13 protein-coding genes and 1 pseudogene are annotated in these 21,419 nt (G+C 69.8%); 8 read left to right on the top strand and 6 right to left on the bottom strand.

Features of this window, described 5'->3' with window-relative positions:
• Positions 1 to 40 precede the first annotated feature (40 nt).
• The 3 genes from AB5J49_RS13415 to AB5J49_RS13405 all read left to right on the top strand — a co-directional run bounded on the left by AB5J49_RS13415 (position 41) and on the right by AB5J49_RS13405 (position 3,835).
• Complete coding sequence (locus tag AB5J49_RS13415; protein ID WP_369168845.1) at positions 41 to 1,045, top strand: carbohydrate ABC transporter permease; 1,005 nt, start codon at positions 41 to 43, stop codon at positions 1,043 to 1,045.
• Between the two features lie 13 nt (positions 1,046 to 1,058).
• Positions 1,059 to 1,952 (top strand): sugar ABC transporter permease, encoded by an 894-nt coding sequence (locus tag AB5J49_RS13410; protein WP_369168844.1) that lies wholly within the window; start codon positions 1,059 to 1,061, stop codon positions 1,950 to 1,952.
• A gap of 191 nt (positions 1,953 to 2,143) precedes the next feature.
• The gene (locus AB5J49_RS13405) at positions 2,144 to 3,835 is read left to right on the top strand and encodes a glycoside hydrolase family 13 protein (RefSeq protein WP_369168843.1); all 1,692 of its coding nucleotides are present in this window, start codon (positions 2,144 to 2,146) and stop codon (positions 3,833 to 3,835) included.
• A gap of 81 nt (positions 3,836 to 3,916) precedes the next feature.
• Here AB5J49_RS13405 and AB5J49_RS13400 read toward each other — a convergent pair whose 3' ends face one another.
• The gene (locus AB5J49_RS13400; protein WP_369168842.1) at positions 3,917 to 5,986 is read right to left on the bottom strand and encodes a carbohydrate-binding module family 20 domain-containing protein; all 2,070 of its coding nucleotides are present in this window, start codon (positions 5,984 to 5,986) and stop codon (positions 3,917 to 3,919) included.
• A 350-nt stretch (positions 5,987 to 6,336) separates the two neighbouring features.
• Here AB5J49_RS13400 and AB5J49_RS13395 point away from each other — a divergent pair, with 350 nt between their 5' ends.
• The 5 genes and pseudogenes from AB5J49_RS13395 to AB5J49_RS13375 all read left to right on the top strand — a co-directional run bounded on the left by AB5J49_RS13395 (position 6,337) and on the right by AB5J49_RS13375 (position 16,094).
• Positions 6,337 to 7,659 (top strand): alpha-amylase family protein, encoded by a 1,323-nt coding sequence (locus AB5J49_RS13395; RefSeq protein WP_369175124.1) that lies wholly within the window; start codon positions 6,337 to 6,339, stop codon positions 7,657 to 7,659.
• 300 nt (positions 7,660 to 7,959) lie between these two features.
• Positions 7,960 to 8,310, top strand: a pseudogene (locus AB5J49_RS13390) (non-reducing end alpha-L-arabinofuranosidase family hydrolase); the annotation flags it as partial.
• Between the two features lie 116 nt (positions 8,311 to 8,426).
• Complete coding sequence (pulA, locus tag AB5J49_RS13385) at positions 8,427 to 13,841, top strand: pullulanase-type alpha-1,6-glucosidase (protein ID WP_369168840.1); 5,415 nt, start codon at positions 8,427 to 8,429, stop codon at positions 13,839 to 13,841.
• A 74-nt stretch (positions 13,842 to 13,915) separates the two neighbouring features.
• Positions 13,916 to 15,703 carry a SpoIIE family protein phosphatase gene (locus tag AB5J49_RS13380; protein ID WP_369168839.1) on the top strand — a complete coding sequence of 596 codons (1,788 nt, stop codon included), beginning with the start codon at positions 13,916 to 13,918 and terminating at the stop codon, positions 15,701 to 15,703.
• A gap of 28 nt (positions 15,704 to 15,731) precedes the next feature.
• Positions 15,732 to 16,094, top strand: coding sequence for a 5-carboxymethyl-2-hydroxymuconate Delta-isomerase (locus AB5J49_RS13375; RefSeq protein ID WP_369168838.1), 363 nt, complete (start codon positions 15,732 to 15,734; stop codon positions 16,092 to 16,094).
• Here AB5J49_RS13375 and AB5J49_RS13370 read toward each other — a convergent pair.
• The 5 genes from AB5J49_RS13370 to AB5J49_RS13350 form a co-directional block, all read right to left on the bottom strand.
• Positions 16,091 to 16,780 (bottom strand): TetR/AcrR family transcriptional regulator, encoded by a 690-nt coding sequence (locus tag AB5J49_RS13370; protein WP_369168837.1) that lies wholly within the window; start codon positions 16,778 to 16,780, stop codon positions 16,091 to 16,093. The two genes, AB5J49_RS13375 and AB5J49_RS13370, sit on opposite strands and share 4 nt — an antisense overlap.
• 56 nt (positions 16,781 to 16,836) lie before the next feature.
• Positions 16,837 to 17,868, bottom strand: coding sequence for a 2Fe-2S iron-sulfur cluster-binding protein (locus tag AB5J49_RS13365; protein ID WP_369168835.1), 1,032 nt, complete (start codon positions 17,866 to 17,868; stop codon positions 16,837 to 16,839).
• Complete coding sequence (locus AB5J49_RS13360; protein WP_369168834.1) at positions 17,868 to 18,746, bottom strand: metal-dependent hydrolase; 879 nt, start codon at positions 18,744 to 18,746, stop codon at positions 17,868 to 17,870. The genes AB5J49_RS13365 and AB5J49_RS13360 overlap by 1 nt, the downstream gene beginning before the upstream one ends.
• Positions 18,747 to 18,834: 88 nt before the next feature.
• Entirely contained in the window at positions 18,835 to 20,760 is a 1,926-nt protein-coding gene (locus tag AB5J49_RS13355; protein WP_369168833.1) for a hypothetical protein, read from the bottom strand.
• Positions 20,761 to 20,833: 73 nt separating this feature from the next.
• Positions 20,834 to 21,394 (bottom strand): tetratricopeptide repeat protein, encoded by a 561-nt coding sequence (locus tag AB5J49_RS13350; protein ID WP_369175123.1) that lies wholly within the window; start codon positions 21,392 to 21,394, stop codon positions 20,834 to 20,836.
• Positions 21,395 to 21,419 lie beyond the last annotated feature (25 nt).

The raw sequence follows: 21,419 nt of genomic DNA, 5'->3' as shown, positions 1-21,419 counted from the left end.
TACACCCTGATCTGTCGATCCTCATGAAGGTTGTCGAACCATGACAGTCGCCATCGACCGCGCGACCGGGAAGACCCGAGGAGAACGCGGGCCACGCCGCGGGCTCGGCCAGCGCCTGAAGCACGGCTACCAGAAGCACTGGTACGCCTACGCGATGATCGCCCCCGTGGTGGTCGTCCTCGGCGTGCTCGTCGCGTACCCCCTGGTGTACGGCTTCTACCTCACCCTCACCGACGCCAACAGTCTCAACAGCGCCCGCACCATCGGCGTCAACGAGATCGAGGCCACCTACAAGTTCATCGGCTTCGACAACTACGCCGACATCCTCTGGGGCGAGACGGCGTACGACCGCTTCTGGTCGCACTTCATCTGGACGGTGGTGTGGACGGCGGCCTGCGTCACCCTCCACTACACGATCGGCCTCGGACTCGCCCTGCTGCTCAACCAGAAGCTGCGCGGGCGCACCCTGTACCGGCTGATCCTCATCCTGCCGTGGGCCGTGCCGACCTTCGTCACCGTCTTCGGCTGGCGGATCATGCTCGCCGACGGCGGCGTCGTGAACTCCTTCCTGGAGACACTCCACCTGCCGGCCCCGCTGTGGCTGGAGGACACCTTCTGGCAGCGGTTCGCCGCGGTCATGGTCAACACCTGGTGCGGTGTGCCGTTCATGATGCTGTCGCTGCTCGGCGGCCTGCAGTCCATCGACTCCTCGCTGTACGAGGCCGCCGAGATGGACGGCGCGAGCAGGTGGCAGCAGTTCCGGTACGTCACCCTGCCGGGCCTGCGGTCCGTGAGCTCCACCGTCGTACTGCTCGGCATCATCTGGACCTTCAACCAGTTCGCGATCATCTTCCTGCTGTTCGGCAAGACCGCCCCGGACGCTGACATCCTCGTCACCTGGGCCTACCGCCTCGGTTTCGGACAGCAGCCACGTGACTTCGCACAGTCGGCCGCCTACGGCATGCTGCTGCTGGCCATCCTGATCGTCTTCACCTCCTTCTACCGCCGCTGGCTGAACCGCAACGACCAGCAGCTCGCGATCTGAGGCAGGAGCCCCCATGAGTACCACCACTGTCGAGGCCCCGGTGAACAAGCAGGACTCCGTGCCTACTGCAACCCCGCGCAAGGTGCGCCGTCGTGGCACGGCGCTCGTCTCACACGGCATCCTCGTCGTGGCGAGCCTGATCGCGCTCTTCCCCGTCGCCTGGCTGCTCTTCCTGTCCCTCGGCCCGGACAAGGACGACTACCTCCACCCCGGCGGCATCTGGGGAAAGATGACCCTGGACAACTACACGTTCGTCCTTCAGGAGACCAAGTTCTTCGACTGGCTGACGAGCACACTCATCGTCACGCTGGGCACCACGCTCATCGGCGTCGTCATCGCCGCCACCACCGGCTACGCGGTCTCGCGGATGCGCTTTCCGGGCTACAAGAAGTTCATGTGGGTCCTGTTGGTGACCCAGATGTTCCCGGTCGCCGTCCTCATGGTGCCGATGTACCAGATCCTGTCCGAGCTCCAGCTCATCGACAGCTACCTTGGCCTCGTCCTCGTGTACTGCACGACAACCGTGCCGTACTGTGCCTGGCTGATGAAGGGGTACTTCGACACGATCCCGTTCGAGATCGACGAGGCGGGGCGCGTCGACGGGCTGTCCCCCTTCGGCACGTTCGCGCGGCTGATCCTGCCGCTCGCCAAGCCGGGCCTGGCGGTCGCCGCGTTCTACAGCTTCCTCACGGCCTTCGGCGAGGTCGCGTTCGCGTCGACGTTCATGCTGTCCGACACGAAGTACACGTTCGCGGTCGGTCTGCAGACCTTCGTCAGCGAGCACGACGCGCAGCGCAACCTGATGGCTGCCACGGCGGTGTTGGTTGCCATACCGGTTTCCGCGTTCTTCTACTTCGTGCAGAAGAACCTGGTGACCGGGCTTACCGCGGGCGGCACGAAGGGCTGAGCCCAGGGCTCACCAAGACTCCCGCGCGCCTCGTCGCGCGGGTGGGGGGCGCGGTGCCCATCCGACCCCGCTGTCACCGCGGCCGCCTCACATCCGTATGCCGAAGAACCCCGGGCTTCCGTAAACCGCCGAAAACCTGCAAGCCGCACAATTCATCCGTGACTCGAACTCCGTTACGTACCAAGGACGCCATGAGCCAGCACTCCGCAGCCCCGGCCCCGACCCCCACCTCCGCAGCGGCCGTCGTCACCGTCGCCAAGCGCAGCGACTGGTGGCGGGACGCGGTGATCTACCAGGTCTATCCGCGCAGCTTCGCCGACAGCAACGGCGACGGCATGGGCGACCTGGAAGGCGTACGCTCCCGCCTGCCGTACCTGCGCGACCTCGGTGTGGACGCCGTGTGGCTCAGCCCCTTCTACGCCTCCCCGCAGGCCGACGCCGGCTACGACGTCGCCGACTACCGGGCCGTCGACCCGATGTTCGGCAACCTGCTCGACGCGGACGCGCTGATCCGCGACGCCCACGAGCTCGGGCTCAGGATCATCGTCGACCTGGTCCCCAACCACTCCTCCGACCAGCACGAGTGGTTCAAGCGGGCGGTCGCGGACGGCCCTGGATCCCCGCTGCGGGACCGCTACCACTTCCGCCCCGGCAAGGGCACGGACGGCGAACTGCCGCCCAACGACTGGGAGTCGATCTTCGGCGGCCCGGCGTGGACGCGGGTCACCGAGCCCGACGGCACCCCCGGCGAGTGGTACCTGCACCTCTTCGCCCCCGAGCAGCCCGACTTCAACTGGGAGCACCCGGCGGTGGGAGACGAGTTCCGCTCGATCCTCCGCTTCTGGCTCGACATGGGCGTCGACGGCTTCCGTATCGACGTCGCCCACGGCCTGGTGAAGGCAGAAGGCCTGCCGGACCTCGGATCCCACGAACAGCTCAAGCTGCTGGGCAACGATGTCATGCCGTTCTTCGACCAGGACGGCGTGCACGCCATCTACCGCCAGTGGCGCACGATCCTCGACGAGTACGCGGGTGAGCGCATCTTCGTGGCCGAGGCGTGGACCCCGACCGTCGAGCGCACCGCGAACTACGTCCGCCCGGACGAGCTGCACCAGGCCTTCAACTTCCAGTACCTGTCGACGGAGTGGGACGCGGCGGAGCTCCGCAAGGTCGTCGACCGCACCCTGGAGGCGATGCGCCCGGTCGGCGCCCCCGCGACGTGGGTCCTGTCCAACCACGATGTCACCCGCCACGCGACGCGCTTCGCCAACCCGCCCGGCCTCGGCACCCAGATCCGCACGGCCGGCGACCGCGCCCTGGGCCTGCGCCGCGCCCGCGCCGCCACCCTCCTCATGCTCGCGCTGCCGGGTTCGGCGTACGTCTACCAGGGCGAGGAGCTCGGCCTGCCGGACGTCGTCGACCTCCCCGACGAGGTCCGCCAGGACCCGGCGTACTTCCGGGGCGAGGGCCAGGACGGCTTCCGCGACGGCTGCCGGGTGCCGATCCCGTGGACGCGCGAGGGCTCGTCGTACGGCTTCGGCGCCGGCGGGAGCTGGCTGCCGCAGCCGGAGGGCTGGGGCGAGCTGAGCGTCGAGGCGCAGACCGGCGACGCAGACTCCACGCTGGAGCTGTACCGCTCCGCGCTCGCCCTCCGCCGCGAGCAGCCCGACCTCGGCGCCGGCGAGTCGGTGGAGTGGCTGCGCGCACCCGAGGGTGTGCTGGCCTTCCGCCGCGGCGAGTTCGTCTGCGTCGCGAACACCACCGGCGAGTCCGTGACGCTCCCGTCCCACGGCCGCGTGCTGCTCACCAGCGGCGAGATCACCGAGGCGGACGGCGAGACGAAGGTCCCGGCGGACACGACGGTGTGGTGGACGGCGGCCTGACGCTCCCGGACCGTCCCGGACAACGGCCTGTGGCCCACCCCGCGCACGCGGTGGTGGGCCACAGGCCGTCGGGCCGGTCGGCTACTTCCAGGTGTCGGTGGTCGCGTAGCCCGAGGAACTGCCCGCCGTGTACGCGCGGTTCGTGCCGGACTCCCAGGTCACCGTCCCGGAGCTGTTTCTCTTGATGAACTTGTACTCGAAGGACGTGCTCTTCGGGACGATCACCGACTTGCTCCACGTCGGGTACGACGCCGACGACAGCGGGATCGCGTCGGCCGGGTTCCAGGATCCGAGGGAGGCGAGGGAGCCGACGACGTAGACGTTGGTGCGCCAGTCGGTCGTGGCGGTGACGTTGAAGGTGACGTCGGTGGCGTTGGCGTTCGCCACGTTCCAGGAGTTGGTGAGGCTGATCGCCGAAGTCGTCGTGGCCGCCGATCTGTTGGCGCTGGACTCCCAGGTGACCTTGCCCGAGCTGTCCTTCTTCAGATACTTGAACTCGAACGACGTATTGATCGGCACACTCACCTGGCCGGACCAGATCGGGTAGCCGGCCGACGACAGCTTCACCGCCTTCGAGGTGTCCCAGCCGCCGAGCGCCGCGATCGAGCCGACCACGTAGACGTCCTGGCCGGTCGTGGTGGGCGCGTACTCGCTGAAGGTGGCCGTCACCGTCGAGGTACCGTCGTCCGGCTCCTCGCAGGAGGTGCCGCACGGCGTGAACTCACCGTCGTAGAAGGCGATCGCGCTCTTCGCGGGGATCGTGAGGGTGGCGTTGCCGCCGGAGACCGTCACCGTCGTCGCGCCGTTGTCGATGACGTTCGGGTACGTGCCGTCGGCCATCCCCGTCGTGAAGGTGTACGTCGCCGAGGACGAGCCGTTGTTGATCGCGACGTAGCCGGCGCTCCCACGCCCGAAGCCGATCACGCTCGACGACTTGCTCGACCAGTTCGTCACCGCCTCCGAGCCGGCCGCGTTGTGCCACTTCACCATGCCGGTGACGGCGGCGTCGCGCTGGAGGCAGTACCAGCCGCCGGCGCAGTCCGTGTCCGTCACGAAGCCGTTCGAGTTCGGCGGTGCCTGGTCGGACGACGAGAACTCGAAGCCCGAGTAGACCGTCGGGGTCGACCACTTGTAGGCGAGCTGGAAGACGTTGGCGAGCCGGTAGGTGTCACCGTCCTTGTAGCTCATGTGCAGGCCGTTGCGCTCGGTGTCGTGGTTGGTCACGAAGGACACCGAGTTGGCGGGGGTCAGCACACCCGAGGACGGCAGCGACTCCAGGTCGCTCACGTTCCCCTGGAACGCCGACTTCACCCGGCTCGCGTACGTGAAGTCCAGGACGTCACCCGCGGAGTAGTAGTCGGAGGCGGCCGGCGTCGCACCCGGGTACACCTCCTGGAAGATGTACGGCTCCGCACCCGAGGTCGTGTCGTCCAGCTTCGCCCGGATCGCGTTGAGGTCGCCGACCGGCATGTGCTTGGCCGCGTCGATCCGGAAACCGTCCACGCCGACTGCGATCTGCTTGTTGAGGTAGGCCGCGATGCCCGAGCGGACGTCGTCGTCCTCGGTCTCCAGGTCGGGCAGGCCGAGCAGTTCGCAGTTCTGGATCTCGGTGAGGTTCGACCAGTCGTCGATGATCAGGTCGGAGTCGGCGCACTCGGCGGACGTGTGGAAGTCGTCCGGGTCCCAGTCGGGGGTGTCGTACTTGTTGGTGATCGTCGTGCCGTGGTAGCCGGTGCCGGTCTGGGCGGCGGTGTGGTTGATCACCGCGTCCGTGTATACCTTCACGCCCGCGTCGTGGCAGGCGTCCACCATCGACGCGAACTGCGCCGCCGTCCCGAAACGGCCGTTCAGGTCGTACGAGTAGGGCTGGTAGACATCCCACCAGTAGTAGTTCGTCTGCTTCAACGACTCCGCCGGCGGTGCGACCCACACCGCGCCGTATCCGTTCGGTCCGAGTACGTCGGTGCACTCGGCGGCGACCGAGTCCCAGTTGTAGGACCAGAGGTTGGCGATCACATCGCCCGAGGTCGTGGCGTCCGCCTGCGCCAGGGGCGCGGGCAGGGCCACGGCCCCGGCCAGTGCGAGCGCACCCGCGGCCGCGGCGGTCGCGGCGCGGCGGAAGAAGCCCGGGGAGTGCGGTCTGCGCTTCAAGTGCGGCTCCGGAAAGGAAGTCGGACCCCAGCCCGACACAAGTCGTCGGAGGTCTACGACGGTCTATGGAGGTCTGCGATTCAACTACCCGTGAGCGTGGGGCAGTTGTGAAGGCACGTCAAGGCAGCCGGTGAAAGTTCTTTCTGTGAATTTCAAACCTCTTGCTGTAAAGCTTTCGTTAGCGGTACGTTCGCGCCGACGCCCGGCAACGACGCCGTGCCGCGGCGCAGGGGGGATCCGACTGAGCCGCAATCGCAAGGAGTTCACCCGTGATATCGAGATGGCCGACGCCCTCGAAGCGCCGTACCGCGCCCGCGGCCCTGACCGCACTCGCCGCAGCCGCAGCCGTCATGGTCCCCGGCGGCACCGCGTATGCCTCCCCGCCCGGCACCAAGGACGTCACCGCGGTGATGTTCGAGTGGAACTTCGCCTCGGTCGCCAAGGAGTGCACCAACACCCTCGGCCCGGCCGGCTACGGCTACGTCCAGGTCTCCCCGCCCGCCGAGCACATCCAGGGCTCGCAGTGGTGGACCTCGTACCAGCCCGTGAGCTACAAGATCGCCGCCCGCCTCGGCGACGCCACCGCCTTCCAGAACATGGTGAACACCTGCCACAACGCCGGTGTGAAGGTCGTCGCCGACACCGTCATCAACCACATGTCCGCGGGCAGTGGCACCGGCACCGGCGGATCGTCGTACACGAAGTACAACTACCCCGGCCTGTACTCCTCGGCCGACATGAACGACTGCACGGCCACGATCAGCGACTACACCAACCGCGCCAATGTCCAGAACTGCGAACTCGTCGGCCTCGCCGACCTGGACACCGGCGAGGAGTACGTCCGCGCCACGATCGCCGGATACATGAACACTCTGCTCGGCTACGGCGTCGACGGCTTCCGCATCGACGCGGCCAAGCACATCCCGGCGGCGGACCTCGCCAACATCAAGTCCCGCCTGACCAACCCGTCGGTGTACTGGAAGCAGGAGGCCATCTACGGCAGCGGAGAGGCCGTCCAGCCGACCGAGTACACGGGCAACGGCGACGTCCAGGAGTTCCGCTACGCCTACGACCTCAAGCGCGTCTTCAACAACGAGAACCTCGCCTATCTGAAGAACTACGGCGAGGGCTGGGGCTACATGAGCAGCTCGGCCGCCGGTGTCTTCGTCGACAACCACGACACCGAGCGCAACGGCAGCACCTTGAACTACAAGGACGGGGCGAACTACACCCTCGCCAACGTCTTCATGCTGGCCTACCCCTACGGCGCCCCGGACATCAACTCCGGCTACGAGTGGTCCGACGCGGACGCCGGACCGCCCAACGGCGGCTCGGTGACCGCCTGCTGGCAGGACGGCTGGAAGTGCCAGCACGCCTGGCCGGAGATCATCCGCATGGTCGCCTTCCGCAACGCCACCCGCGGCGAGTCGGTCACCAACTGGTGGGACAACGGGGGCGACGCGATCGCGTTCGGGCGGGGCAGCAAGGGGTTCGTGGCCATCAGCCACGAGTCGAGCAGCCTGAGCCGTACGTACCAGACGTCCCTCGCGGCAGGCACGTACTGCAACGTGCAGAACAACACGACGGTGACCGTGAACTCGAGCGGCCAGCTCACCGCCACGCTGGGCGCCAACACCGCGCTCGCGATCTACGCCGGCAAGACCAGCTGCTGAACATCCCCTGGGGAACGTGGGATTGACGCTCACGGAGTGTCGTCCTACGTTCCCTGTTGTCCATGGGTGCGCTCCCATGGAGGGAATGCAGCACGTCAACGCCTCCACCACCTACCAGCCCATCGACGGCTTCGGCTTCTCCGAGTACTTCGGTCGGGCCGACATCATGCGCGGCTCGCAGGGCTTACCGGCCCAGAAACAGCGCGAGCTCCTCGACCTGCTCCTCAACCGCACCACCGGCGCGGGGCTCAGCATCGTGCGCCTCGGCATCGACTCGGGCATCCAGCCCACCGACCCCGGCGGCTCGCCGGATCCAACACCTACCTGCTGCTCGTCGAGGCGATCGGCAGCAACGGCAAGCGGTACTTCCGGTCCTGGCGGGCGAACGGCATCACCGGCACCTGGACGTCGCTGGCCGACACCGAGACCAATCCGTTCGCCCGGGCGAACAACGTCACCTTCAGCGGCACGCCCTGGACGAACGGCATCAGCCACGGCGAGATGATCCGCGCCGGCAGCGACCAGACGCTCACCGTCAATCGGTGCCGCTTGCAGTACCTGTGCCAGGGACTGGACCCGGCCGCCTCCGGCCCCTACAACACCCTGCCCTGGAAGCTCGGCCTGCTGACCCGGACCAACTCCGCCCGCTGAAGGTCCAGCTGAAAGTTCTTACCGATGGTTTCAAGCCTCTTGCTGTAAACCTTTCGACGGCGATACGGTCACGCGGGGTCGGACCCAAGAGAGCCGCAATCGCAAGGAGTCCATCTGTGATACCGAGATGGCCGACGCCGTCGAGGCGCCGAACCGCCCATGCCGGACGGGTCGCCGCGGTCACCGTGACCGCGCTGGCCGCAGCGCTCGTCCAGCCTCTCGCGGCGCGGGCGGACACTCCGCCCCCGCCCCCGTCCGACGCCAGGCTCGCCGCCGAGCCGGCCCGGCACGACGCCACCCGCGAGCAGTTCTACTTCGTCCTGCCGGACCGTTTCGCCAACGGCGACGCGAGCAACGACAAGGGCGGCCTCACCGGCTCCCGCCTCGCCACCGGCTACGACCCCACCGACAAGGGCTTCTACCAGGGCGGCGACCTCAAGGGCCTGACCAAGCGGCTCGACTACATCAAGGGCCTCGGCACCACCTCCATCTGGATGGCGCCGATCTTCAAGAACCAGCCCGTGCAGGGGACGGGGAGCAACGCCTCCGCCGCCTACCACGGTTACTGGATAACGGACTTCACCCAGGTCGACCCGCACTTCGGGACGAACAAGGACCTCGAGACCCTCATCTCCAAGGCCCACGCCAAGGGCATGAAGGTCTTCTTCGACGTCATCACCAACCACACCGCGGACGTCGTCGACTACGAGGAGAAGTCGTACGACTACCTCTCCAAGGGCGCCTTCCCGTACCTCACCAAGGACGGCCGGCCCTTCGACGACGCCGACTACGCGGACGGGAAGTCCGAGTTCCCCGCGGTGGACGCCGACTCCTTCCCCCGCACGCCGACCGTCACTGCCGCGAAGAAGAACGTCAAGGTCCCGTCGTGGCTCAACGACCCGACGATGTACCACAACCGCGGCGACTCCACCTTCGCCGGTGAGAGCTCCACGCACGGCGACTTCGGCGGCCTCGACGACCTGTGGACCGAGCGTCCCGAGGTCGTGCGGGGCATGGAGAAGATCTACCAGCGCTGGGTCAGGGACTTCGACATCGACGGCTTCCGGATCGACACCGTGAAGCACGTCAACACGGAGTTCTGGACCCAGTGGGCCACGGCCCTGGACTCCTACGCCGCCCAGCGGGGCCGCGACGACTTCTTCATGTTCGGCGAGGTGTACTCCGCCGACACGAACATCACCTCCCCGTACGTCACCCAGGGCCGCCTCGACGCCACGCTCGACTTCCCCTTCCAGGAGGCGGCACGCCAGTACGCCTCCCAGGGCGGCAGCGCGAAGAAGCTGGCCTCCGTCTTCGGCGACGACTACAAGTACACGACCGACAAGGCCAACGCCTACGAGCAGGTCACCTTCCTCGGCAACCACGACATGGGCCGCATCGGGTACTTCCTGAAGCAGGACAACCCCAAGGCCACGGACGCGGAGATCCTCGCCAAGGACAAGCTCGCAGGCGAGCTGATGTTCCTCAGCCGCGGCAACCCGGTCGTCTACTACGGCGACGAGCAGGGCTTCACCGGCGCCGGCGGCGACAAGGACGCCCGCCAGACGATGTTCGCGTCGAAGACGGCCGACTACCTCGACGACGACGAGATCGGCACCGACCGCACGCACGCGAGCGACGCCTACGACACAAGCGCGCCGCTGTACCGGCATATCAGCGCTCTCGCCAAGCTCCGCAAGGCCAACCCGGCCCTCGCCGACGGCGTCCAGACCGAGCGCTACGCCGCCGACGGCGCCGGGATCTACGCCTTCTCCCGCACCGCCGCCAAGTCGGGCACCGAGTACCTCGTCGCCTTCAACAACGCCGGCGAGGCCAAGACGGCGACGATCCCGGTCGGTTCCGCGGACATGACGTACACGGGCATCTACGGCACGGGGGCGAAGGCCAGGTCCGGCGCCGACAAGAAGCTCACCGTCACCGTCCCGGCCGGCTCGGCGATCGTCCTCAAGGCCGCCGGGAAGCCCGCCAAGCCCGCCACCGAGCCGACGCTCACCCTCAAGGCCCCCGCCACCGGCGCCACCGGCACGGTGGAGATCGGCGCCGACGTCGACGGCGGGCAGCTCAACCGCGTCGTCTTCGCCGCCCAGGTCGGAGGCGGCAAGTGGAAGACCCTGGGCTCGGCCGACCACGCCCCGTACAAGGTCACGCAGACCATCGGCAAGGACGTACCGGCCGGCACCGCCCTGCGCTACAAGGCGGTCGTGATCGACTCCGTCGGCCGCACGGCGAGCGCGACGGCCGGGAGCACCACCGGCACCCCGCCCGCTCCCGAGACCCCCTCCGCCGCCTCCCGCGACTACGCGGTCGTCCACTACAAGCGCACCGACGGCGACTACGCGAACTGGGGCCTGTACGCCTGGGGCGACCTCGCCGACGGCGAGTCCACCAACTGGCCGGACAGCCACCCCTTCACCGGCCGTGACGCCTACGGCGCCTTCGCCTACGTCAAGCTGAAGCCCGGCGCCTCGAACGTCGGCTTCCTCGTCATCGACAAGGACGGCAACAAGGACGTCTCCGCCGACCGCACGATCGACGTCACCAAGACCGGCGAGGTCTGGATCGAGCAGGGCAAGACGGACGTACTGACCGAGAAGCCGGCGGCCGACTACCCGGCCCCGGACAAGACCAAGGCCGTCCTGCACTACCACCGCGCCGATGGCAACTACGACGGCTGGGGCCTGCACGTCTGGACGGGTGCCGCGAACCCCACCGACTGGTCGAACCCGCTGAAGCCGGTCAAGACTGATGCCTATGGCGCAGTCTTCGAGGTACCGCTCACCGAAGGTGCCACCAGTCTCAGCTACATCCTCCACAAGGGCGACGAGAAGGACCTGCCCACCGACCAGTCGCTCGACCTCACGGCGAACGGCCATGAGGTGTGGCTGTTGAGCGGGCAGGAGAAGTACCTGCTCCCACAGCCCGCGGGCTCCGCGGCCGCGCTCGACCTGAGCACCTCCAAGGCGGTCTGGATCGACCGGAACACGCTCGCCTGGAACGGCTCCGAGGCCGCCGCCTCCACCCAGCTGCTCTACAGCCGCCACGGCTCGATCGCCGTGAAGGACGGGGCGCTGACCAGCGACGACGAGCGCTGGCTGCGGCTGTCGAAGACCAGCCTCACCGACGCCCAGAAGGCGAAGTTCCCGCACCTGAAGGACTACACCGCCTGGACCGTCGACCCGCGCGACCGCGACCGGGTCCGCGAGGCCCTCACCGGACAGGTCGTCGCCTCCCAGCGGGCCGCGAACGGCGCCGTGCTCGCCGCGACCGGCGTCCAGATCGCCGGCGTACTCGACGATCTCCACCCCGGCGCGGTCAAGGCCGACCTCGGGCCGACCTTCGACAAGAGCGGCCGGCCCACGCTGGCCGTGTGGGCGCCGACGGCACAGTCCGTGAAGCTGGAGCTCGGCGGCTCCACCGTCGCCATGAAGCGCGACGCCGCCACCGGCGTCTGGTCCGTCACCGGCCCCAGGTCCTGGAAGGGCAAGCCCTACCGGTACGTCGTGCGGGTCTGGGCGCCCAGCGTCCAGAAGGTCGTCACCAACAAGGTCACCGACCCCTACTCGGTCGCCCTGACCACCGACTCCGAGCGCAGCCTCGTCGTCGACCTGGACGACCGGTCCCTGGCGCCGAGCGGATGGTCCTCGTACGGCAAGCCCAAGGCCGTACCGCTGAACGACGCCCAGATCCAGGAGCTGCACATCCGGGACTTCTCGGTCGCCGACAGGACGGCCCGGAACCGGGGCACCTACCTCGCCTTCACCGACAAGGACAGCGACGGCTCCAAGCACCTGCGTGAGCTGGCGAAGTCGGGCACGTCGTACGTCCACCTCCTGCCCGCCTTCGACATCGCCACCATCCCCGAGAAGAAGTCCGACCAGGCGGTCACCGACTGCGACCTCGCCTCCTTCGCGGCCGACTCCGACAAGCAGCAGGAGTGCGTGGCGAAGATCGCCGCGAAGGATGCCTTCAACTGGGGCTACGACCCGTACCACTACACGGTCCCCGAGGGCTCGTACGCCACCGACCCGGACGGCACGGGCCGTACGGTCGAGTTCCGCAAGATGGTCAAGGCGCTGAACGACGACGGCCTGCGGGTCGTCATGGACGTCGTCTACAACCACACCGCCGCTAGCGGCCAGGCGCAGACGAGCGTCCTCGACCGGATCGTCCCCGGCTACTACCAGCGGCTCCTCGCCGACGGCTCGGTGGCGAACAGCACCTGCTGCGCCAACACGGCCACCGAGAACGCCATGATGGGCAAGCTGGTCGTCGACTCGATCGTCACCTGGGCCAAGGAGTACAAGGTCGACGGCTTCCGCTTCGACCTGATGGGCCACCACCCGAAGGCCAACATCCTGGCGGTCAGGAAGGCCCTCGACGCGCTCACCCTCGCCGAGGACGGCGTCGACGGCAAGAAGATCATCCTGTACGGCGAGGGCTGGAACTTCGGTGAGGTCGCCGACGACGCCCGCTTCGTGCAGGCCACGCAGAAGAACATGGCGGGCACGGGGATCGCCACCTTCTCCGACCGCGCGCGTGACGCCGTACGCGGCGGCGGGCCCTTCGACGAGGACCCCGGCGTCCAGGGCTTCGCGTCCGGGCTGTACACCGACCCCAACTCCTCGACGAACAACGGCACTTCGGCCGAGCAGAAGGCCCGCCTGCTGCACTACCAGGACCTGATCAAGGTGGGTCTCTCCGGCAACCTCGCGCAGTACCGGTTCACCGACACCGGTGGCAAGGAGGTCAGCGGGGCCGAGGTCGACTACAACGGGCAGCCCGCCGGGTACGCGGACGCGCCCGGCGACGCCCTCGCCTACGCCGACGCGCACGACAACGAGTCGCTGTTCGACGCGCTGACGTACAAGCTGCCCGCCGGCACGAGCGCCGCCGACCGCGCCCGTATGCAGGTCCTCGCCATGGCCACGGCCACCCTCTCGCAGGGCCCGGCCCTCTCCCAGGCCGGCACCGACCTGCTGCGCTCGAAGTCGCTGGACCGCAACTCCTACGACAGCGGCGACTGGTTCAACGCCATCCACTGGAACTGCGCCGACGGCAACGGCTTCGGACGCGGACTGCCGATGGCGGCCGACAACGCGTCCAAGTGGCCGTACGCCAAGCCCCTGTTGAGCACTGTGCAGGTCGGCTGCGGGCAGATCGAGGGCGCCTCCGCGGCGTACCAGGACCTGTTGCGGATCCGTACGACGGAGGGCGCGTTCTCCCTCGACACGGCCGACCAGGTACAGGCGAAGCTGTCCTTCCCGCTGTCCGGCCAGGACGAGACGCCCGGCGTGATCACCATGCGGCTCGGTGACCTCGTCGTCGTCTTCAACGCGACGCCTAAGAAGCAGGAGCAGCGCATCGCTTCGCTCGCCGGCGAGGGCTACCAGCTGCATCCGGTCCAGGCCTCAGGGGCGGACCCTATCGTCAAGTCCGCGTCCTACGAGCAGAAAACGGGCACGTTCGCCGTTCCGGGGCGCAGTGTCGCCGTCTTCGCACGGGCCCATTGATGCGGCGCTAATTTGAGTGGGGCGGGCCCGGTCACGGGCCCGCCCCATGCACGTGTATCCGAAGGCTGCGGACGATGGACGGTTACGGCAGGCAGTCCGGCTCGACGGTGATGGTCGTCGACGACGTCTCGGCCAGCCGCTACGCCATGGGCGCCGTGCTGCGTCGCGCCGGCCACGATGTCGTGCCGGTCGCGAGCGCGGGCGAGGCGCTGAGCGAACTCGACCTGCGGCTGCGCGCGGGCGCCCTGCCCGACGTGGCGCTCGTCGACGTGGGGCTGCCGGACATGAGCGGCTTCGAACTGTGCCGCCGGGTCAAGGCCCGCCCGTCCACGTCCGCGCTGCCCGTCGTCCACTTCTCGGCCACGGCCATGGAGGCGGGGGACCGGTGCCGGGGGCTCGACGTGGGCGCCGACGCCTACCTGACCGTGCCGGCCGAGCCCAGGGAGATCCAGGCCGTCGTCCAGGCCGCGGTGCGCAGGGCGCGCCGGCGCACCGCGGCCGAGGCGCTCGCGCACCGGCTGACGCTGCTGTCCGAGGCCATCGTCACCGTGCAGACGGCGCGCTGCCTGGGGGAGCTGGCCGACGCGGCCGCCGCTGGAGCGGCCCGGCTCAGCGGCACGCCCGCCGTCGTGTTCGTCATCGGCGCGGACGGCGAACCGCACTGGGGCAGCTCCCCGAGCTCCCTCCACCTGCCCCGCAGCCACGGCTTCGCCCGCCCGGCGGGAACCCCCACCACCCTGCCCGACGCCGCTCCGCACGTGGCGGCGGCACGGCTGATCACCCGGATCGCGCGGGAGCGGAACGGGCGGACCGGAGTGCACAGCACCGTCGTGCCCGCCTCGCTGTGGCCCGCCGGTTTCTTCCGGCCCGGCGTCCGGGAGGACGCCCGCCTGGTGCTGGCGCTCACCAAGGAGGGCCGGACACCGGTGTGCGTCGTCACGCCGATGCGCTCGGCCGTCGTACCGGAACCGGCGTACGAGGCCCTCGCGGTCCGGCTCCCGCAGGCCGAGGCGCTCACCGAACACCACCCGGCGTACGACGCACTCACGCCCCGGCTCCCGCCGGCCACGCCGCTCCCCGTGCAGGACCCCGCCGACGCCCTCCTCGCCCGGCTCGCCCAGGCCACCGCGCTCGCCGCCGAGCCGCTGCTGATGTACCAGGCGGAGCGGGACATCGCCCTCACCCTGCAGCACAGCTTCCTGCCCCAGCCGTACCGGCTGCCCGCGCTGCCCGGTGTGGAGGTCGTCGTCCGGTACGTGCCCGCGTCCCGGCAGGCCGAGATCGGCGGGGACTTCTACGCCGCCCTGCGCACCGAGGTCGGGGTACTCACCGCGGTCGGGGACGTCGTCGGGCACTCGCTGGACGCGGCCACCGTGATGGTCGAGATCCGGCACGCGCTGCGCGCCTACTGCGTGCAGGAGAGCGACCCCGGCGTGCTCGCGGCACGGCTGGACCGGATGCTTCTGCAGTACCACCCCGATGTCACCGCCACGGTCTGCCTGGCCCTGGTCGACCCCGACACCGGGCGCACCCGGATCGCCAACGCGGGCCACATTCCGCCGCTGATCGTGCGGGACGCGGGCGACGCCGAGTACGTCCCGGTGGACGGTCCGCTGCTCGGGCTCGCCCTCGACCGGCCCGAGCCCAGCGAGCTGGTCCTGACCCGGGGGGACCGCCTGCTCATGGTCACCGACGGCCTCATCGAGACCCGCGGCATCGACCTCGCCGCCTCCATGGAACAGCTGCGCAAGGCCGCCGCCGAGGCACCGGACGGCCTCGACGCGCTGTGCGACACGCTGCTGGGCTGCTTCGGGCGGGGCCGGGAGGACGACATCGCGATGCTGGCGCTGCGGTTAGGGTGAGCCCAGATGCCGTAGAACAGGAGTGCCCATGCCGCAGATCACCGTCGACTATTCCGGCGTACTGGCCCACGCCTTCGACCGGGAGGGTTTCGCGCGGGCGCTGCACACCGCCACGGTCGAGATCGCGGCGGCGAAGCCGGAGGCGTGCAAGACGCAGTTCCGGCGGAGCGAGTACACGGCGTTCGGCTATGAGGACCCCGAGGAGCAGGGCCACGCGATCGTGCATGTCACGCTCGGACTGCTGGCCGGCCGCACCGAGGAGACGAAGGCGAAGCTGACCGAGGCCGTCCTGGAGCTGCTGCGCAAGCACGTGGAGCAGCACGAGTTCGTTCTGCACGCCTCCGCCGAGGTACGCGACCTCGACCCCTCCTACCGCAAGTTCGAACGCTAGGACGCCAGTGAGATCAGCCGGGCGATCAGGTCACTGAACGGGCCGTCGGTCGGCTCCTCTTTCAGCATGCGGCGCAGCAGCGCGCCCATCTCCTCGTCGTAGGCGGCGCTGACGGCGGCCAGTGCGGCGAAGTCGTGCACCAGCTGGGCCTCCAGCTCGGCGCGCGGGATGCGCCGTCCGTCCAGCCAGATCAGTGCCGTCGACTCGGCGAGCGAGATCCAGGAGCGGACGATCAGTTCCAGGCGCGCGGGCGGGTCCTCCACCTTCAGATGCGAAAGGATTTGGACATACGCGGCCTGCCGTACGGAGTCGATGAGCGCGTTCGTCGCCGTCGAGCCGACCGCCGGGCCGCCGCGCATCAGCGCCGAGAAACCGGGGCCGTGCTCGTCGACGAAGTCGAAGTACCGGCGCATCACCCGCAGCAGCCGCGCCCCCAGCGGCCCCTCCCGCGGTTCGACGAAACGGGCCGCGAGCTCCTCCGAGGCACGCTTCAACGCGGCTTCGTACAGGCTGAGTTTGCCGGGGAAGTAGTGGTAGACCAGTGGACGTGAGATGCCCGCCGCCGACGCTATCTCGTCGATGGAGACATCGTCGGGCGAGCGCTGGCTGAACAGTTCGAGGGCGACGCCGATCAACTGCTGCCGTCGCTCTTCGACTCCCATTCTTCGGCGTACCCCGGTAGTCATGCGAACACCTTACCGATCGAATCCGGCCCCGAACGGTCCGGACCGGCCGCCGGTGTTCACATATCCAGTACGAGTCGATCACCCCGCGACGCCCGCGACACACAGATCAACATGGAGTCGGCCCGCTCCGCGTCCGTCAGCAGTTCGTCCCGGTGGTCCACCTCGCCCTCCAGTACCCGCTGTTGGCAGGTCCCGCAGAACCCCTGCTCGCAGGAGTACGCGGTGTTCGGCAGCTCGGCACGTACGGCGGCCAGGACGGTCGAGTCCCCCGCTACCGTCAACGTCCGTCCGCTGCGCCGGAGTTCGACCTCGAAGGCACCGCCACCTCCCGAGGCGCGGGGCGCGAACCGCTCCAGGTGGACCCGCGGGAACCGCTCCTCCACCGCTGCCATCAGCCCCTCCGGGCCACAGCAGTAGACGGCGGCCCCCTCGGGCACGTCCGCGAGCACCGCGTCGAGATCCGGCCGCCCCTCCACGACGGTCACCCGGTCCCCGCCCCTCAGCTTCCCGACCTCCTCCAGGAACGGCATCGAGGCGCGGTCGCGCCCGCAGTACAGCAACCGCCACTCGACACCGTCGGGCAGCGCCCGCAGCATCGGCAGCACCGGGGTGATCCCGATACCGCCCGCGACGAACACGTACGACGACGCCTCGACGAGCGGGAACCGGTTCCGCGGCCCCCGCACCTCCAGCTCCATCCCCTCCCCTATCCGCTCGTGCACCTCGCGCGAGCCGCCCCGCCCGTCCGCGACCAGCCTGGTCGCCACGGTGTACGACGAGCGATCCTCCGGGTCCCCGCACAGTGAGTACTGCCGCACCAGCCCCGACGGCAGCACGAGATCGAGATGCGCACCGGGCTCCCAGCGCGGCAAGTCGTGCCCCTCCAGACGGAGTTGTACGACCCCCTCGGCGAGGGTCTCCCGGGAGGTCACCGTCAGCCGCAGCGCCCGCGACCGGGGCCGCCCGGAGACCGGCTCCTCCAGCGCGGGCCACGGCCACAGCGGCGAGGCCCGGATACGGCGGCGCATCGCCCTGCGGGTGAGCAGCGCGGCAGCGGCGACGACCGCGACGGTCAGCGGCTTCGGCATCAGGAGGAGCCCTTCTCTGCGGCCATGGCGGCGGGGGAGGAGGCCAGATACGCGACGGCCTGCGCGGTGCAGCCCTCCTGCGAGGGGTGGTAACTCCGGCTCAGATAGCGGGGGATGGACCGTGCCATGTCCCCGGCCGTCGGCAGCAGACCCCGCCGGCCGCGGGCGTAGAACTCCTTGAAACTCGCCTTCGCGTCGACGAGCGTCGGGTCGTTCTCCATGAAGAACCGTGTCCCGCGCTGCCAGAGGAACACCAGTGTGGCGAAGGCGGTGGCCCAGGTCCGCGCCCGCCGCCCGTAGCCGCCGTCGACGTGCATGAACAGTTCGAAGGCGACCGACCGGTGCTCGACCTCCTCCGCGCCGTGCCAGCGCAGCAGGTCCAGCATGGTCGGGTCGGCACCGCGGCGGTCCAGCTCCCCGGCGTTCAGCACCCAGTCGCCGAGGAACGCCGTGTAGTGCTCGATCGCCGCGATGAGGGCGACCCGCTCCATCAGCCACCACCGTCGCGCCCGGCCCGGCGGGAGGGTGCGGTCCCCGAGCAGCTTCTCGAAGAACCAGTCGACCTGCGCGGTGTACGGCGTCGGATCGAGCCCCTGCTCCCGCAGGTGCGGCAGCACCTCGTCATGGGCCTGCGAGTGCATCGCCTCCTGCCCGATGAACCCGATGACGTCCTCGCGCAGCCGCTCGTCCCGGATGTACGGCAGCACCTGCTTGTAGACGTGCACGAACCACCGCTCACCGGCAGGCAGGAGCAGATGCAGCACGTTGATGGTGTGCGTGGTGAACGGATCCCCGGGCACCCAGTGCAACGGGGTGTCGTCCCAGGAGAAGGACACCTTGCGGGCCTTGAGCGGCACCCGGTCCTGCGTATTAGACATGGCGTCAATGTACTGACGGGTAAGCCCGCGGTGAACCCCCGTGCACGCTCTTGTTCACATGGTTGTCAGCAAGGCGCCGGACCGGATCTCACCGCAGCCCGCTGATCGTGCGCCCGCTCTCCAGCGTGCCCTTCAACTCGGCCTGCGCGCCCTGCTCGGCCCGTGCCGTCAGCAGGCTGCCCTCGGAGCTGCCGCGGACCCCGCCCGTGGCGCGGATCGACTCGGTGTCCCGGGCGCCCGCCGCCAGCAGATACCAGCCGCCCGTGTTCGCCTTCCACAACACCCCGGCCAGCACATGCGGATCCCGCGCCCCGCACGCCGACACGTTCTCGCCCTTCGCGGCCACCGCCGCCTGCGTCGCGCCCGGCGTCCGGAACTGGGCCAGCACCCGCTCTCCGCCACCCCGCCAGGTCTCGGCGCGCGTGCACACCCAGTCCGCCGAGCCGGTCCCGTCGGGCAGCGCCTGCCGCGCGAACGCCCAGGCGTTGACCGTGCGCACGCCCGCGGAGCGCATCTGGCCCAGCCAGCAGGAGTACGGCGCCCAGGTGCGCAGCGCCGCCGGGCCGGACGCGTCCTTGACCGCCCCGGGACGGCCGGTGGTGAGGCGGGCCGGGACCAGCTCGGCGAGGTCGGTCAGCAGGCGGGTGCCGGTGCTGTCGGTCAGCTGCAGGACGTTCCACGACGTGCACGTGCCGCCCTGCTGGGCGCCGGGGCTCGCCAGCGGCGAGGTGATGCCGTCGGTCAGGGTGAGATCCATCGTCCCGGTACGCGGCTTGAGCAGATCCCGCTCGGCCGCCTTCTTCACCCAGGGCGCCACCAGATAGCGGACGTTGCCGTCGGCCCGGCTCAGCACCACCGCGCTCGCCTCCCCCCTGGTCGCGCCGTCGACCCGGGAGAAGTCCAGGGCGGCGCCGGCCGTGCCCTCCTTCGGTTCGGCGTAGCGGACGATGCGCAGGCCGTCGTGGAGGATCACCACGTGCGCGTTGTCGACGGTCCCGGCGTACAGCAGCTGCGGCGCCCCGGGCGGGCCGCCCGACGGGGTGCCGGGCGTCGCCGAGACCGCGACCGTCTCGCCGGGGCGGGCCCAGACGGCGAGGGCGCGGCGCAGCAGGGCCGAGTCGTCGGTGAGGTCGCCGCGCGCGGGCCACACGGAGAAGTCGGTGCGGGCCGAGGACTGCCAGGCCAGGGCGGGGACCTTCGTCAACTGGGCCGGGTCGAGGGCGGCCTCGGCGGCCGGGTTCTGCGCGTACGAGGGGGCGGCGGCGCTGTCCGGGCCCCAGCCCTCGCCGGGCAGGCCGAGCAGCGCCCCGCACACCAGGAGGGCGGCCCCGGCGGCGAACGCGGCCTTCGTGTGCTGCCTGCGCCGCATCAGGTCGGTGGGGCGTGCCTGCAGCGAGCAGGGGTCGAACTCGGGGGAGTCGAGCAGTGCGTCCTGCGCGGCCACGGCTTCGGCCTCGTCGAGCGCGTCGTCCACGTCCTCGACGCCGGCCGCCGTCAGGACCTCGCGTACCTCGCCGTCCTTGAGTTTTTCCAGGCCGCGCAGGACGTAGGCCGCCCGCGCCGGGCCGGACAGCGCCGACAACTGCTGGTCCAGGGCGAGTTCGTCGGCCCCGCCCGACCGGGGGAAGAGGCGCAGGCCCCACACCTGGGGCAGCAGGGGCGGCAGCTGGGAGCGCTTGGGCCAGGCCAGGCGCCGCAGCGGCAGCCCCGCCTCCAGCGCCGTACGCAGGACCTGCAGGCGCAGGAAGGCGTACCCGGGGTCGCCGTCGCGGCCGGTCGACTGGGCCGGGATCACGGGCGTCGCCGCCGCCCGGCCCCGCGGCAGCGCGCGCTGGGTGAGGGAGTGCGCGGTCACCACGCGCCGGTTGCGGCCGAGGCTCGGCGGCAGCACCAGGTAGGCGAGCCGGACGAGGCGCGGGTAGTGCTCGACGAGCGCGGCCTCGGCCCGCTCGATGTCGACGACCGGGTCGGCCGAGGCGGGTGCGGGGCGCGGGGCGACATCCTGTGACTGCACGTTCAGCAGAACGAGCGAATGGTCAGTTGGTCACCGTTGCCCGGACCACCCCGGGGCGTGGTCCCGAGACGGCTCAGTCCTGCGACTCCAGCAGTGCTCGGGCGTAATTCGCCATCGATCGCTGATACCGCGGCAAATGCGGCGCGAGAGCGCCCAGCACCAGGGACAGCCCCTCGCGGTCACGCCCGAGGCTCGACAGGCACAGCGCCAGCGTCGCCCGTACCGCGTCGTCCAGCTCGTCGGAGGGCGCGTCAAGCTCGGGTGTCAGCAGCTTGACGCCCTCCTCGGCCTGCCCGGTGTTCCTGAGCGAACTGGACAGCTGGATCTTGGCCCGCCGCCCCTTGTAGCCGCTCACGTCACTGAGCCCGCGCGCCAGCGCCTCCCGGTACAGCGGCACCGCCCGGTCCGAGTGGCCCGTCGAGTCCCAGGCGCAGGCCTGCTCGAAGGGGCCCAGCGGGCTGTCGTCGGGCAATTCGGCGACGAGGGCGTCGATGACGGCGCGGAAGCCGGCCGCCTCCTCTTCGGGGTAGGTGTCGAACGTTGCCCATGCCGCGGTCACGCGGTCTTCCCAGTCCTGGTTCACCGGCCCACACTCGCACACCCGTGCCCGTGAGAGCCTCGGATTTGAGCGCATCGCCTGCCACAGCCGTATGGGAGAC

Source organism: Streptomyces sp. R28, from assembly GCF_041052385.1.
Classification (GTDB): domain Bacteria; phylum Actinomycetota; class Actinomycetes; order Streptomycetales; family Streptomycetaceae; genus Streptomyces.
The sequence above is the reverse complement of the archived record's forward strand: the minus strand, read 5'-3'. Positions and strand labels throughout refer to the sequence as shown.